General features: G+C 66.0%; 5 protein-coding genes, 1 tRNA gene and 1 pseudogene. 3 read left to right on the top strand and 4 right to left on the bottom strand.

Annotation, left to right across the window (positions count from 1 at the left end):
* Positions 1–6 precede the first annotated feature (6 nt).
* Positions 7–1,041, top strand: a complete 1,035-nt coding sequence (locus ACFYVJ_RS14770) for a sugar phosphate isomerase/epimerase family protein (protein ID WP_388890799.1) — start codon at positions 7–9, stop codon at positions 1,039–1,041.
* Positions 1,042–1,262: 221 nt separating this feature from the next.
* Positions 1,263–1,346 (top strand) — tRNA-Leu (locus ACFYVJ_RS14765).
* Positions 1,347–1,464: 118 nt separating this feature from the next.
* On the opposite strand, the gene ACFYVJ_RS14760 is transcribed toward ACFYVJ_RS14765, so the two are convergent.
* Both ACFYVJ_RS14760 and ACFYVJ_RS14755 read right to left on the bottom strand, forming a co-directional pair.
* Positions 1,465–2,406 (bottom strand): recombinase family protein, encoded by a 942-nt coding sequence (locus ACFYVJ_RS14760; protein ID WP_388890796.1) that lies wholly within the window; start codon positions 2,404–2,406, stop codon positions 1,465–1,467.
* Entirely contained in the window at positions 2,406–2,879 is a 474-nt protein-coding gene (locus tag ACFYVJ_RS14755) for a hypothetical protein (RefSeq protein WP_388890794.1), read from the bottom strand. The genes ACFYVJ_RS14760 and ACFYVJ_RS14755 overlap by 1 nt, the downstream gene beginning before the upstream one ends.
* A gap of 655 nt (positions 2,880–3,534) precedes the next feature.
* Between ACFYVJ_RS14755 and ACFYVJ_RS14750 the strand changes: the two genes are divergently transcribed.
* A complete protein-coding gene (locus ACFYVJ_RS14750) occupies positions 3,535–7,437 on the top strand; it encodes a hypothetical protein (RefSeq protein ID WP_388890792.1) in 3,903 nt (1,300 codons plus the stop codon).
* Positions 7,438–8,224: 787 nt separating this feature from the next.
* Here the strand turns inward: ACFYVJ_RS14750 and ACFYVJ_RS14745 are convergent.
* A pseudogene (locus ACFYVJ_RS14745) lies at positions 8,225–8,444 on the bottom strand (IS5/IS1182 family transposase); the annotation flags it as partial.
* Between the two features lie 564 nt (positions 8,445–9,008).
* A complete protein-coding gene (locus tag ACFYVJ_RS14740; RefSeq protein ID WP_388890789.1) occupies positions 9,009–14,528 on the bottom strand; it encodes a DUF6531 domain-containing protein in 5,520 nt (1,839 codons plus the stop codon).
* Between the last annotated feature and the right edge of the window lie 57 nt (positions 14,529–14,585).

The following is a 14,585-nucleotide window of genomic DNA, read 5'->3' as shown; positions in this document are numbered from 1 at the left end:
GTTGCCATGTCCACCAAGAACAGAGACGAACTCGACCACGCCGTCAACAGACGCAGATTCCTCGGCGTCGCGGCCGGCACCACGGCGGCGGCCATCGCCGGCACCGCGGGCGCCGCCGGCGCCGCCGCGCAGCCGCAGGGCGGCGGCCACGGCCGCCCGGCCGTCCCCCGGGGCAACCTGGGCATCCAGCTCTACACCCTCCGCGACCAGATCGGCACCGCCGGCTTCGCGAAGGTCTTCGACGCCCTGGAGCGCTACGGCTACGACCAGGTCGAATACGCCGGCTACACCCAGGGCAACGGCCCCCTCACCCTGCCCCAGCTCCGCCGCCTGGCCCGCAACCACGGCCTGCGCGGCATCGGCAGCCACGTCGCGTACCACGTCGGCGACCCGTCGGGCTACTCCTTCGCCACCAGCCTGGAGCAGGTCCTCGACGACGCCGAGACCCTGGACCTGCCGTACGTCGGCACCTGGGACGGCCCGTTCCGCTACGGCAACACGGTGGCCGGGGTGAAGCGCGCCTCGGCGGAGTTCAACGCCTACGGCGCGGCGGCCCGCCGCCGCGGCCTGCGGTTCTACCAGCACAACCACGGCAACGAGTTCGGCTTCTGCAGCGACGACCCGACGGTGCGCATCTACGACCTGATGCTGGCCGAGACGGACCCGGACCTGGTGTTCATGGAGATGGACATCTACTGGGCCTACACCGGCGTCCACCGCTTCAGCGTCCGCCCGGACGGCACCCCGGCGCCGTTCGACCCGCTGGACTACGTCACGGCCGACCCGCGGCGCTTCCCGCTCTTCCACGTCAAGGACGGCGAGCACGACGCGGCGTCCCAGGACGGCTACCACATGACCGACGTGGGCGACGGCGACATCGACTACCAGCGCTTCATCGGCACGGTCACCCGGGGCCGGTACCGCAAGTACCACAACTGGCTGGTCGAACGCGACGACGCGGTGAGCCCCGACACGAACCCGGCCGGCTCCCTGTCCACGGCCCGCCGCTCCGCCGCCCACCTCCGCCACCTCCGCGCCTGACCCCGGGGGCCCGGCCCGGCCGTCCCGCCCGGCCCGGGCCCCCGTACCCGCCTCGCCCGAATCCCCCCGGCCCGCCGCCCCACCGGCGGGCCGGGGCCCGGACCGCTCACCATCCGCAACGGGCAGCCACGTACCGTAACCAAATACTGGTGCGAACGGCCCCGGAATCCTTGGTATCGTTGGCCGTGCCCCGCGGCCCTCTGCCGCGGCACGGCAACCCGGTCCGGGTGGCGGAATGGCAGACGCGCTAGCTTGAGGTGCTAGTGCCCGTTAAGGGCGTGGGGGTTCAAGTCCCCCCTCGGACACACAATTGCCCCACGACCGCGGGTTCGCGGGCAGGTGTCATTGACACCCGGATCTCACCTGGAGTGAGGGACGGGTGTTTTGTTCTGTGTCCGTCCCTGGTGGTGGAGGGGGCGCTGGTCAGCCGATGCGGATCCTTTCTCTCCTCGGGGTGCCGGCGGTCAAGGAGCTGTCCGCCGGGTCGTAGGTCAGGGTCACGTTCTCGGCCCGCAGCCGGGCGGCTGCCGCTTCGGGATCCGTCGGCTCGTCGCCTTCGGTGAGGCGGAGCAGCAGGGCGGGCAGGCGGGCCAGGATGCGGTCCTCACGGACGTAGGTGTTGCGTGACGGGCCGGCGCCGGGGCCGGTGGCGCTGGTGTGGCCGTGGCGGCAGCGGTAGGCCGCGCGGCCGTGGGACCAGCAGGAGTCCATCCGCCGCCCGCACACCCCGCAGCGCAAGAGTCCGGCGAGCAGGTAGGTGCGCCTCGGCGCGGTGGTGGTGGCCCGCGTGCCCTGGACGGCGACGAAGTCGGCCTCGCTGACCAGAGCCGGATGCGCCTGCTGGCGGGAGATGATCCAGTCCTGCGGCGGGTTCCAGCGGGCGATGTCGCGGTGGCCGAGGGTGGTGTTGGCCGGGTCGATCAGCTCCTGGTCGGTGCGCTGGCGGTTCCACACCTGCCGGCCGGTGTAGCGGGGATTGGCAAGGATCGCGCGCACCGCGGTCAGCGTCCAGCGTGTGCCGGTGCGGTGCGGGTTGCGGTCCGGGTCGGCCGCCGACGGACACGGCACCGCCGCGTCGTTGAGGGAACGGGCGATGCGAGCCACGCTCTTGCCCGACTGGCGTTGCGCGAACATCCAGGAGACGACCGGTGCGGTGGTGGGGTCGGCTTCGAGGCGCTGGGCGCGGGCGCCGCGGCGTGCCCAGGCTCGGTTCGGGTGCGGGCCGGCGTCGGCGAGGCGGTAGCCGTAGGGCGGTCGGCCGCCGAGGTAGCGTCCTTGTTCGCGGGCCTGGACGGTCATGGCGGTCCGGGCTCGAAGGCGGGCGCGGGCGATCTCCCGCTTGGACAGGATGCCCAGCAGGATCATCAACTCCTCGTGCCCGGCAGGCTCGGGTCGACAGGGCCGCCCAACTCGGGCAGCCACAACCGCATGCCATGATGCTCGAACAGCGGGGCCATGGCGGCGAACTGGCTGCCGTGGAAGGCGCGTTCGCTGGAGCCGATCACCACCGCATCGAAGGTACGGTCCGGATCGGCCAGGGCGTCGATCAGCCGGGCGGCTTCCGGGCGGCGGGGCCAGGGCAGCACGCGGCTGTGCCCGACATCGAAGAACTCGGCGGTGATTCGTCCGTGCCCGGCGACCAGCGCCTGCGCACGCATCAACTGCCAGCCCCGGGAGGTGTCCGGGTCCTGGTAGTCCTCCGTCGACACCCGCCCGTAGAACGCAAACCGCACCCCAGCCTGGGCCTTCGGCGCGGTCGCCTGGCTGCCCACCCACGTGCCCAACGCGCCCCGATCAGCAGGTGCGTCGAAAAGTGGCAACGTGCCCGACGAAGCCATGCGAACCTCCCTGCAGGCGCCACCCGACCAGGCCAGAGGGATCGGAATCCTCCGGGTACGCCATTGGGACCGTCGCATGCACAGCCGCCGAAGGGAAACGGAAGTCGCTCGTCCGGGTGAAGGGGTATTGACAAGCCCGCACCACCGACTCTCTTGATCCGTGATGGCGCGCACTCCGGGGCCATGATGTGAACTCTCATGCTGGTTGCCCGTGGGCCGAAGTGTTCCGGTCAAGGCGATCTTGCGAGTGCATGCCGAGCCCTAGTTCACGCTGGTGAGGCTGTCCCTTGAAAAGAGCCGCACCCAATGCCGATGGGATGTCGGCGGCCACTACTACTCTGACAGCCCCGAGCCTGAGATCGGGGACGGGGACGCGCGCCATTGAAGCCACGAACTGCTGGACGTAGCGAGTTAGGCACGGTCTCGTCGGAATCACGAGCACGCGCATGAAGGGAACGTGGTGGCGCACGGTTCAGAGAACGTCGGCTGGGGTCAACGTCCTGGCACGCCCGACTCCGCTGGAACAGCAGCGGCACGCATACCCGTCGAGACGGCCAACACGCCCGAGAGTGGCACACCGGGTCCGGCAACGCCGGCGGCGGCTGCTGGCCGTGACTCCGCTGCTGCCCCGCTGGTAGTGACCAAGGTGGCGGACATGCCGCTGGAGTCGCTGACTCCAAAGTACGAGGAGGGGCACCACGGGACGTACCTGCGCCGGCTGGAGGAGGCGGTCAAGGACCCGAAGAACCTCAACATCGCGCTGACAGGTCGCTACGGCGCGGGTAAGTCGAGCGTACTCAACGAGTTCCAGGCGAACCATGACAAGTCCGTGTTGCGCCTGGCCATCTCGACCCTCGCCCCGGGCGAGGAGGGTGAGAGCACCACGAACCGCATCCAGAAGGAGATCGTCAAGCAGTTGCTGTACGGCGCGTCGGAGAAGGTCGGGAAGAACTCTCGGTTCCACAAGATCGCCGTCTTGGGCAAGCGTAAGGCGTTCGCGCAATCGGCGGCGGTCGTCGGCACCGTCGGGGGCTTGCTGTACCTGCTCGGGCTGCTGCCGCACATCAAATGGACTGGTGCTCACGAGGCCACGTGGGTGCGGGTGGCGGCGTGGGCCGGCGCCGCGGTCCTCGCGACGCTGTTGGTGAGCGCTGTGCGGATGCTGACTTACGGCCGCCTCACGGTCTCCGATGTGTCGGCGGGTGGCGCGGCGCTGACCCTCACGGAGAAGCCGCAGTCGTTCTTCGACATGTACCTGGACGAGATCGTGCACTACTTCAGTCGGGAGTCGAAGGACATCGTGGTCTTCGAGGACCTCGACCGGTTCGAGGACCCGCACATCTTCGAGGCCCTGCGCGAACTGAACATCCTGCTGAACGAGACCCCAGAGCGGCGTGCGAAGCGGCACGGGAACAGGCCTGGGCACGCGCTGCGGTGGCTGCTCGGGCATATGAAGGAGGACTGGCCCGACAGGCTTGCCACGAAGCTTTCCTACAGGTGGGCTGCGCGGCTCCTGGGTCTCGGTACGCCGCTGCGATTCGTGTACGCCGTCAGGGACAGCGTCTTCGGCAAGATCGATGCCGACACCGCGTCCAGGGCCGTATCCACGACCGCCGCTGGGATCGGCGCCGCGGAACCCGTAGAGGCCACCCCCACGATGGTCGCCGCCACCGATGGGGGTATGGACGCGGCCGCCGCTGAGACGCTGCGGGCCAACCGGACGAAGTTCTTCGACGTGGTCATTCCGCTGGTACCGTTCATCTCCCACCGCAACGCCCGCGACCTGCTCCAGAACCTGCTCAAGCACCGCGGCATCACCGGCATCGAATCGCGATTGGTTAACACCGTCGCGCAGCACTGCACCGACATGCGCCTGATGCGCAACATATGCAATGAGTATCTGGTGTTCGCCGAGCGACTGCTGGAGCCAGTGGAGCCGAACAAGACTGCGCCTGGGATGGACGCGAGCCACTTGTTCGCGCTGGTGGTGTACAAGAATTTCCACCTCGAGGACTTCGAGAACATCACCCGTCGTGACAGCGACCTGGACCGGCTCTATGACCTGCATCAGCGCTTGGTGCGGGAGTCCATCGCGGCCAAGGACCAGCGCAAGCGCTTCCTGCTTGCCGAGCCAAGCCGGGTGCGCACCAGGAGCAGCGACGCCGAGCGGCTCGGCAAGCGTCTGCGGCGCTACGCCGAGGCTGAAATAAAAGGTACGGGCTGGAGCTACCTCAGATTCGTGGTCGGCTCGGACCGGTTCATTGTCGACGACGTCACCGACTACGCCTTCTGGGCAGCGGTCGCGCAGGCTCAGCGCCTCACCATCGCGGTCTCACCCGGCCAGGCGCATAGTCAGACTCAAAACGTCGCCACCTTCGACAGGGCCGGACTGGAGATGTTCGCACCCGAGGGGCTCGACGCGCACCGGTGGGCCGAGTTCGACGCGACCGCCGTCGACGCCGAGCTCGATGACATCGAGCGCGACATCGAGGAGCTGCGATGCGCCGACTTCGCTCAACTGGTGAAGATGCCCCGGTTCGAACTGACGCCGACCCCGACGGCTGACGGTGCTGGCCCGCAGGACCAGCAGTCCCCGCAGACGTTCGCTCAGCTGCTGGTCGCGACCCTGAAGTCGCAGCTCGCGTGCGAACTTGTCCGCCGCGGTTACATCGACCGAAACTTCCCCCTCTACGCCGCCCAGTTCTACGGCACCTTCACCGGCGTTGATGTCGCGAACTTCATGGTCCAGCACGTGCAGAACAACATCATGGCCATCGACTACGACCTCAGCCGCGCCGGCGCTGTCGCCAACCTGCTGGCGGAGGCCGAGGAGGCCGGCGAGGAGCTCGTGCACACGGTCGCCGCGTACAACATCGACATCGTCAACCACCTCCTGGCCACCGACCACCCGGGTGCCGGTGACGTCGCCAACCAACTCGTTGCTGGCTGGCCTAGCGAGGGCGCGTCAACCTTCCTGGCCGCGTACTTCACCTCCGAGGCTGCCGAACGCGACAAGCTGGCTGCGCGCCTAACCGAGCACCGGTGGCGTGACGTGTTCACCTACCTGGTGGGCAATGAAGGTGTCCCGGAGGACGCGCGCACCAGCTTGGTCAGCGCCGCGCTGTGTGCCTTCGACCCGGACGCGACCTACGACCTGGATCAGGGCGTCCGCGCGTTCGTCCTCAAGAACTACCGCGAGATGCCGGCCTTCACCGGGCCTCAGCCCGCAGACGAGCGCGACCCGGAACGGCTGGATGAGATCCTGCGCCGCGCCAGCATCGTCGTCCCCGAGCTGAAGCCGCTCAAGGAAGACATCCGGAAGCGCGTCGTCGATGCGAACCGGTACGAGCTCACCGCCGACAATCTGCGCTCGGCCCTCGACATCACGGGCGATGTGTCGCTCGAGAAGGTCCACGGCAACCCAACCGTGTACGCGTACTGCCTCGACGACCTGCCGGCCTATCTGGCTGCGGTTGACCAAGACCCCAAGACCGACCACGCGCTGATCAGCCCGCAGACCCTCATCACCGTGCTCAACGACATCGTTGAGGACGGGGATAACCAACAGGTCGACCCGCACTCCGGTGACCTCGCCGACGTGCTCGCACGCACATCATCTGACGCGCGGCTGCGCAGGCTGCGCGATGCGCCGAAGTCCACATGGACGGCGCTCGCCGCGGCCGACCTGTTTCACGCGTCGCTGGCCAACCTCGAGAGCTATCGCGCCGAGGTCGGCTCCATCGACACTCATCTCGCGTCGTTGCTCGAGCAAGCTGGGACCATCAACGTCGACGAGTCAGAGGACACCGCGGACCCGGACGGAGCCGACTACGACAGTCAGGCCGCGGCAGTTGCCATCCTGAATGCGAGCACCATGGCTACCTCCGTACGCGTCGACCTCGTCACCAGCCTGGGCGCAGCCACGCCGCTGCCGGTCGACGGCCTTGTCGCAGAGGGGAACGACCTGTTCGCGCTCCTGCTCGAACGCGGGATTGTCGACGACGACGAAACGTCGTTCGCACACTTCCGCGCAGGCGGCTGGCCCGCCCTTGGGCGCGCCATCAAGGGCTCGAAGAACATCGGCAATTTCGTCAGCCCCGACCTTGTCTCCGGGATGGTCGGCGAGGTGCTCACGGACTCCATGACTGCCGCCAAACTTGGAGCTGAGATCCTCGCCGACGTCGAGGACTACGTGCCCGATGACAACTGGGCGGCACTCAACGCAGTTGCCGTCTACGCCGACGCCCAGCAGCTCCCACTGCTGCCGCAGACGGTGATCCGCATCGCGCGTGTCGGGCAGGAGCACAGAGAGGTCAACACACCGCTCGTGCTCCGTCTGCTCTGCTCCGCTGCGTCCGAGGCGTCCGCGGACGACATCGTCAACGCCTTCGCACACCTGGGAGGGCCATACAGCAAAATTACCCGGCCCGGTGCGACGTTCAAGGTCGACCGCGACGGGACCCATGACCAACTGCTCAAGGTGCTTAAGGCAGCGGGACGAATCACGCGCGGTACCACCCGTCTTAGCCCGCCCCGATACACAGTTACCGTGCTCTGAGAACCCCCGAGGCTTGCGAGGCGGCGACGGACCCTGCTGGGGCGGGCGAGGACCCACCACTGCCGGGTTGGCTCGTCGCTTTCGAATTCGGTGATGGCGGGCAGGCGGGCGGCGACCAAGCCGTAGAATCGCCGGCCCTTCGCGCCGGGGCCAGCGAACAGTCGCGCACGTAGTGGGCGCCCCAGCGGCTGGCGGACAGCAGGTGCTGCAGACCATCCGGAGTCGCGTGGCCGGTGTACTCCGCGAGCTCAAGTCTCCTGGTCGTGGCGACTTCTGGAGCCGTAGTCAGCGTCCATGGTGGAGGAGGGCGTGGTGGGTCCGGTCGTCTGCGTGGGCGGGGGAGCCCGCGTGCGATCGTGCTGTCCTACACCGGCTGATGCACTCTTTTCCGGAGGAGGACGGCGCTATGCGCGACTTTCTGCAGGGGGAGGTGACGGTCGAGGCGATGTCCTGATCCCAACCAGAACCACGTTGCGCTGCAACTCACGACTCGCACGGCGAGCCCTCCAAGCGCCCGATCACTGCTTCCATACGCAGACTTTCTCGGCACGACCCCGTGTCTCTTCCTCGACCTGGACGACGAAGGTGCGGCGCACCTGGAAGGTTTGCTCGACTCCGGCGAACCCGCCCCGGCACATTGGACGCAGGCTGACCTCTTCGAGGAGTGAGCGCGGAGCCTCGCGCCACCCTTGCAGCCTGTGGTCGCTGGGGCCGTTACCCAGCGCCAATGCGAGCTTCCTTCGCCAGGCCGCAGTGCACGGTCCTTTGAAATGATCGACCATCTGAGCTCGGAACTGGTATCGGTAGATGTTGTGGTCGTTGCCGGTGGTCGGCGAACAAGGAGTCGTGCTTGCGACGGGTGACGACCTGCCCGACCACGAAACGGCGGGATCGCGTCGAGCAGCGGTATCGGCTGGGTGACCCTTGCGGTTGCCGCCGGTTAGCAGGACAGCGAGCGAGGTGCCGTCCCCGTCGGTGGTCAGGTGATGCTTCGAGCAGGCTCGGCCTGCTCGAGGGCAGTCTGTGCCAGCACGTCACTTCCGACCTTATGCCGAGGCCGGCTGGGCAGGAGCTACCTCCTGGGGGCAGGGGTCAGATCTGGCTTATCGCCGAACGGGAATGTCGGCCACCCTTCGAAGCAAGAGCCATCGTTCAGTACCTCTGGATAACCCATGCCAGTGCGGTAAATAAGAGTGAGCGCGATGGCTGTGATCAAGGGCAACAACAGCAGCCACCAGAACGTACCTTGATGACCGTACGGCCTCCCGATCAAATGAATCATCACCTGGAGCAAGCCTAGAAGTGCGGTCATGCATAGCCATACCGTAGGCATTGTGACGAACGTCAGACCGAAACCGTTAGTAGCCGAATTTCCCCCGGGGCAGTCTTCCCAGGCGCTAACGGTCCAGCGGGTGCCGATCAAAGTCCCAAAGGCGGCAAGAAGGGGGGGGAGGGCGAACGCCAGGATCAAGTAGGCCCTTCTAGGCTTCCTTGTGTCCGGCCGGGCGCCCCCCTGCACAATCACCCTACTTCTCCGGCCAGAAATGCCATTCGCAAATTTCTGGGGTTCATCAGAATTTCTCCACCTGAGGAGCGCCCTCACGGGCCATAGCCTTGATATTGGCGATCACTTCCGCATAAAATTGCCCTGCGGTCATACCGCTACCGTACTTTTCGTACATGCCGATCCCCGCCGAGACCGTCATTCGGTCTCCTACGTCAGTGCGGCCGGCTCCGGGCGCTTCTACAGCTCCGTACTCGAGAGCCCATCGACCGAACCCGGCATGCATCCCGACGTACCCGTAGTGATAGTTCGACCAAATGTCGAAGTACGCCGACAAATTTTCCCCGGGAACCTGGAAGTTCAGGTCGCTATCGTTTGAGAACATGGCTCGCAATATACCTTTGTGATCCCAGGGTCCTCCCGATTTTACAAGTCCCCACCACATTATACCCGCGGGTCCGTAGGCTTTGTTTATTTTGGTCCAACCAAACCAGCTGAGCGGCCCCTCTTTCCCTAGCATCTGCCGCAGCAGCTTGACATCTTGAGAATTAATATTCTTCTTCATCTCGCCGTACATGAAGCGGGCAGCGAGGAGGAAGCGTGATTCCCCGTACTCCCGGTCGACTTGAGTTACAGCGCTGAACAGGCAGTCGTTCGATAGCGTCATCAACTGGCGGCCGGCTCTGACGAAAATGCCGCTGGGGTTCAGGGACGACCCCCTAATGCCACGTGCAGTATTCGACCAGCAGTTGGTATTGCTGTTGCCCCACCAGCAGGTGCCTGCGGGGTCGAGGCGGTGATTGGGTGCGTTACCCGCATAGGCGTACGCGGATTCGGCCGGCGTTCCCTGAGGCATCGTCAGTGGATCCGGGCTGGTGAAGCGGCCGGTAGCCGGAGTGTAGGTGCGTGCGCGGAGGTTGTAGCCGAGTGCATCGGCCAGAGACGGGTCTTCACCGCTGACGGGTTCCTTGTACTGGCCGGTGTAGCCGAAGTTGTTGCTGGGCTGTTCGGCGCCGGCGGCGGGGCCACCGGTGCCGAAGGCGCTGGTGTAGTTATAGGTCTTGGCGTGGCCGCCCGTTTCGGTGGTGAGGTCGGTGACGGAGCCGGTGAGGTCGCGGTGGTAATAGTAGGCGGTGTTGGTGCCGGAGATCGTCCGGTGCTGGGATTCGATCTGCTCGAGTGGGTTGTAGGTGTACTCGGCGTTGAGGGCTCCGGTGGAGGTGTACTCGGCTGCGAGCTGCGGCAGGGTGTTGTTGATGTCCCAGGCGAGGGTGACGTTGCCTCGGGTGCGCTTCACGCGGTTGCCGTCGGCGTCGTATTGGAACCCCCAGGTGCTGCCGGCGGCGGTCATCGACGTGAGGCGGTTTTCGGCGTCGTAGGCGTAGGTTCGGGCGCCGACCTGGGTTTGGTTGCCGTCTGCGTCGTAGGCGTAACTAGTGGTGCTGGAGCCGGTGGTGGCTTCAGTGAGTTGGTCGGCAGTGTCGTAGGTGTAGTTGGTGATTGCCCCATCTGGGGCGGTGCGGGTCTTGCGGTTGCCGACCTTGTCGTAGGTGTAGCTGGTTGTGGGAGCGCCGGTGGGGCAGGTCTCGCCTTCGGTGGGTGAAGTGCATTCGGTGAGCAGGCGGCCGGCGTCGTCGTAGGTGTAGTAGCTGTGTGCGGTGGTGGATTTGCGGGTGCTGGTGATGCGGTGTGGCTGCCCGGCCGGGTCGAGGGTGGCGTGCCAGCCGGAGAGCGTCACATTGGCCTTGGTGCTGGCGATGTCGGTGAGTCGGCCGGCGGCGTCGTAGTCGCGCTGCTCGGTGTATCCGTTGGCCGTCGGCAACTGGCTGGCCGTCAGGTTCGCGGCTGCATCGTATCGGTAGGTGGTGGTGGCGCCGGCGGTGGTGGCCGTGTCCTGGTTGCCGTTTGCGTCGTAGGTGTAGGTGGTGGTGTTGCCGCTGGGCGGCGTGCGCTTGACGAGCTGGCCGACGCCGTTGTAGCCGTAGGTGAAGCCGCTGCTCAGGCCGGGCACGGAGACCGTCTTGAGCTGCTGTAGCGGGTTGTAGGTGAAGGTGCGGGTGCCGCTGCCGTCCTTGACCTGGAGCCGGTTGCCGGTGGCGTCGTAGCCGACGGTGACATCGGGGGTGGCGTCGGAATAGTCGGTGACCGTCGGGCGGCCCAGTGCGTCGTGACTGATCGTGGTGGTGGTGCCGCGGGCGTTGGTGACTTCGTTGCGGTTGCCGTCCGGGTCGTATTTGTAGCTGGTGGTCCGGTTCAGCGGGTCGGTGGCCGAGGTCAGCTGGCCGATTTTGTCGTAGCCGTAGGTGGTGGTCTGCTCGTTGGCATCGACTCGCGTGGCGGTGTTGCCTGCGGTGTCGTATGTGTAGCGGGTCACGCCGCTGTCCGGGGCGCTGACTGACTTGATGCGGCCGAGGGCGTCGTAGTCAGTGGTGGTGGACTTGCCGTTGGGGTCGACGACGACGGTCTGGCGGTTCAGTACATCGAGCGTGTAGCTGGTGGTTCCGCCTAGCGGATCGCGGACTTCGGTGAGGTTGCCCGTCGCGTCGTAGTCGTAGGTGGTGGTGAACTGTGCCGGATCCGCTCCTTCGGCATGTCCGCGGGGGTCGACCTCGGTGCGCATCTGCCCGTCGGGGGTGTAGCTCCAGGTGCGCTGGTGGCCCAGCGGACTGCTCTCGCTGGCCTTCTGGCGGGCCGTGGTGTAGCCGTAGCTGGTGGTTTCGCCGTTGGCGTTGGTGACGGTCTTGAGCAGGTTGTCGTCGGTGTAGGTGTACGTCGGGCCCTTGCCGTGCGGCAGGATCTCCTGGGTGACGTTCCCGGCCGCGTCGTAGCGGGTTTCGGTCACTCGCTCCATCGGGTCGGTGATTTTGACCGGGCGGTCGAGTTCGTCGTAGTCGGTGGTGGTCAGTGCTCCCGTGGGGTCGACGCTCTCCGTCAGGTTGCCGTTGTCGTCGTAGCCGTAGGTGGTGGTGAACTGCGCCGGATCCGCGCCTTCGAGGTTGCCTCGTGGGGTGGTCGATGACGCCATCCGGCCGACCGCGTCGTAGGTGTAGCTGGTGCGGTTGCCCTCGGCGTCCACCGCGGACGTCATGTTGCCGCGCTTGTCGTACTCGGTGGTGGTGACGCTGCCGTCAGGGCCGGTGATTTTGGTGACCTGATTTGCCGCGTTGTAGTCATACGACGTCACCCGATCCAGCGCATCGGTGACGGTCTTGGTGTTGCCGTTGAAGTCGTAGGTGTAGGCGGTGGTGTTGCCCTGCGGGTCGGTGACTGTGGCCAGTCGGCCGGCGGCGTTGTACTCATTGGTGGTGGTGTACTTCGCCGGGTCCGCACCGGTCTCATTGCCGCGTGGGTTGGTGGTCGTCTTGATCCGGCCTGCGGCGTCGTAAGTGTAGGTAGTTTTCCGGCCTGCCGGAGTGGTTTGCGAGACCGGTAGCCCCTGGTTGTTGTACGCGTAGTCGGTGGTGCGGTCGCCGGGCTCGGTTATGGACTCCACCTGCCCGTCGGTGTACGTGTATGTCGTCGTACCCTCTGGTCCGGACACTTCCAGCGGCCGGTCCGAGGTCCCGTCGTAGCTGATCGTGGTGGTCTTCCCGCGGCCGTTGGTGTACGACGTCAGCCTGTCGGAAGCATCGAAGTCGAACTCTTCGGTCACGCCGCCTTTGGTCTGCGTGGCGACGTTGCCTCGGGCATCGAATGTGCGTTGAGTGGGCTGCACCTTGTCGTCATACTCGGTCTCGGGATTCAGGTGCTGGTCGAAATAGCGGCTGGTGTAGCCGCCTGCGGGACGGAAGCCGCGGATCAGAACCCCGGTCTCGTAGACGTCTGTCCACCGTCCGCCATCTGGATCGACCATAGTCGACTCACCCGACCCCGCCGGCAGATCGGGGTCCGGCTCCCAACTGAACGTGTACTCGCCACCATGGGCGTCGACCTGCGTGGCTATTCGCCCAGTAGTTGCGTCATAGGTATTCTGGGTGACAAGAGTCCCGCCTGGATCGGTGATCGAGGCCAGTCGGCCGCCTGTGTCGTAGCCGTACCTCCACACCGCACCGTCCACGCTGGTGACACTCGCCAACTGCTCACCTTCGTAGCGGTAGTCAACGGTTCGGGCGTCAGCCAACGTCACGGACGTCAGTCGCCCTGTGGCGGCATCCACATCAAGGGTGTGCTGCCGGCCGACGGCGTCCGTGACCGTGTCCAGGGTGCCGTTCGCGTAGCCGAGTGTCAGGCCCTTCCCCGAGCCGTCTAGCCATTTCACCAGACGTCCCGAGGTGTCATAGACGCGCTTGGTCTGGTCGATGTTCGTCAGTGTATGGCCGTCGGCTGTCGGTGTGAGTTTGTAGCGTGCTGGCTTCGGCGCTGTATACGTGCCGTCACCATTTGGGGTAAACCGCGCTACCGCCCCGTCGGTGTCGGTCAGCGTCACCGCATCGGCTGTGGCCGTAAGCTTGGACTCGAAGGACAGACGCCAGCCTTTACCCAACAGGCCATCCCCATTCTTAGCCAGCGAGGAGTAGTTCCGAGTCAGAGAAAGCGGCAACCCGCTGCCCGGCACGCTCGCGTCGGTGGCAGATTCCGTGACAGCACCTGTTGCGGTGTTCACCGGATCAGCCCGGTACACCTGGTAGGGGCAGGTGCAGGCGCCCGCCATAGAGCCGGGAACGCCGGGTGTGCGCAGCGCCGGCGCTGTCGGGGTGCGAACGGCCGTGGTCCAGCCAGTGGGAGTTTCGTAGTGCTGCCAGCTGTCAGCATCCAGCTGTTCGTAGTAGCTCCCAATTTCGTTGGCGTAGGACAGCTTCGCGTAGTAGTCCGTGCCTGCGGTGCCTGCGATCACACCGTCCGTGACACTCCAGGAACAGAGCTGGTCTCCCCCTTGGCCGATCCACTGCAAACAGCCACCGGAGGTATCCTTTCTCCTCAGGGTGGCGAAGTTGGTGATCCGGGTGGCCACCAGCGCGTTGTCCGAAGCCCGATATAGTTGGATGCGGATGAAGTACGGAAACCGCGCCTCTCCGGTCCAATTGGCATCCACCGACCATGTAGTGCGTCCGGGCCGCCCGTTGAACCACAAGGCCACGTTACTCGGTGCGTCGACGGCGAACGGATATTCCTCATCCGGATACGGCTGCTCCGGCCAGCCGTTGTATATGGAGCCCCAGATTCTGTCCGTGTTGTCGTCATCATCCGCTGCACGCGGCCCAGTCCCCGAACCTGAGAGAACGCCCTCGCGCAGCATCCCGACTCCCGAAGAGGGCGGCGGGAACGTCTCCTTGCTACCTTCGGAGCGAGTCACGGTGGGCGGCCGGACACGCTTGATCGGCTTGTAGCGATCCGCCATGTACTTCGCCCCATGCTGGAACCCCTCTAAGAGCTCAGCACGTTGAATCTGGGTTCGCCGCTCTTCACGGGTCATCGCCTTGGCAGGCTTCAGCGGTTGCGAGGTCCGCTTGGCCACAACCCCGGCTGGCACCGTCAGCGGCTCACCCTCCGCAGCGAACGGACCCGCTCGCAGCACATCGGTCAGCAACAGCGCCGCGAACGCGGCAAAAGCCGCAACAACCCGCAGATGCCAAGCACGCGTCAGCACAAGCCCTCCCCAGACACCAACGGCCCGATCGAGGACATCGAACGGGCGGTCGGACTC

Source organism: Streptomyces sp. NPDC004134 (assembly GCF_042874195.1).
In the GTDB taxonomy this organism is placed as follows: Bacteria; Actinomycetota; Actinomycetes; order Streptomycetales; family Streptomycetaceae; genus Streptomyces.
Note: the sequence above shows the minus strand (reverse complement) of the source record. Positions and strands in the feature narration are given on the sequence as shown.

Excerpts from the sequence above, each read along its gene's own strand:
- ACFYVJ_RS14760 (WP_388890796.1), bottom strand. The coding sequence starts at position 2,406 with ATGATCCTGCTGGGCATCCTGTCCAAGCGGGAGATCGCCCGCGCCCGC.
- ACFYVJ_RS14755 (WP_388890794.1), bottom strand. The coding sequence starts at position 2,879 with ATGGCTTCGTCGGGCACGTTGCCACTTTTCGACGCACCTGCTGATCGG.
- ACFYVJ_RS14750 (WP_388890792.1), top strand. The coding sequence starts at position 3,535 with ATGCCGCTGGAGTCGCTGACTCCAAAGTACGAGGAGGGGCACCACGGG.
- ACFYVJ_RS14770 (WP_388890799.1), top strand. The coding sequence starts at position 7 with ATGTCCACCAAGAACAGAGACGAACTCGACCACGCCGTCAACAGACGC.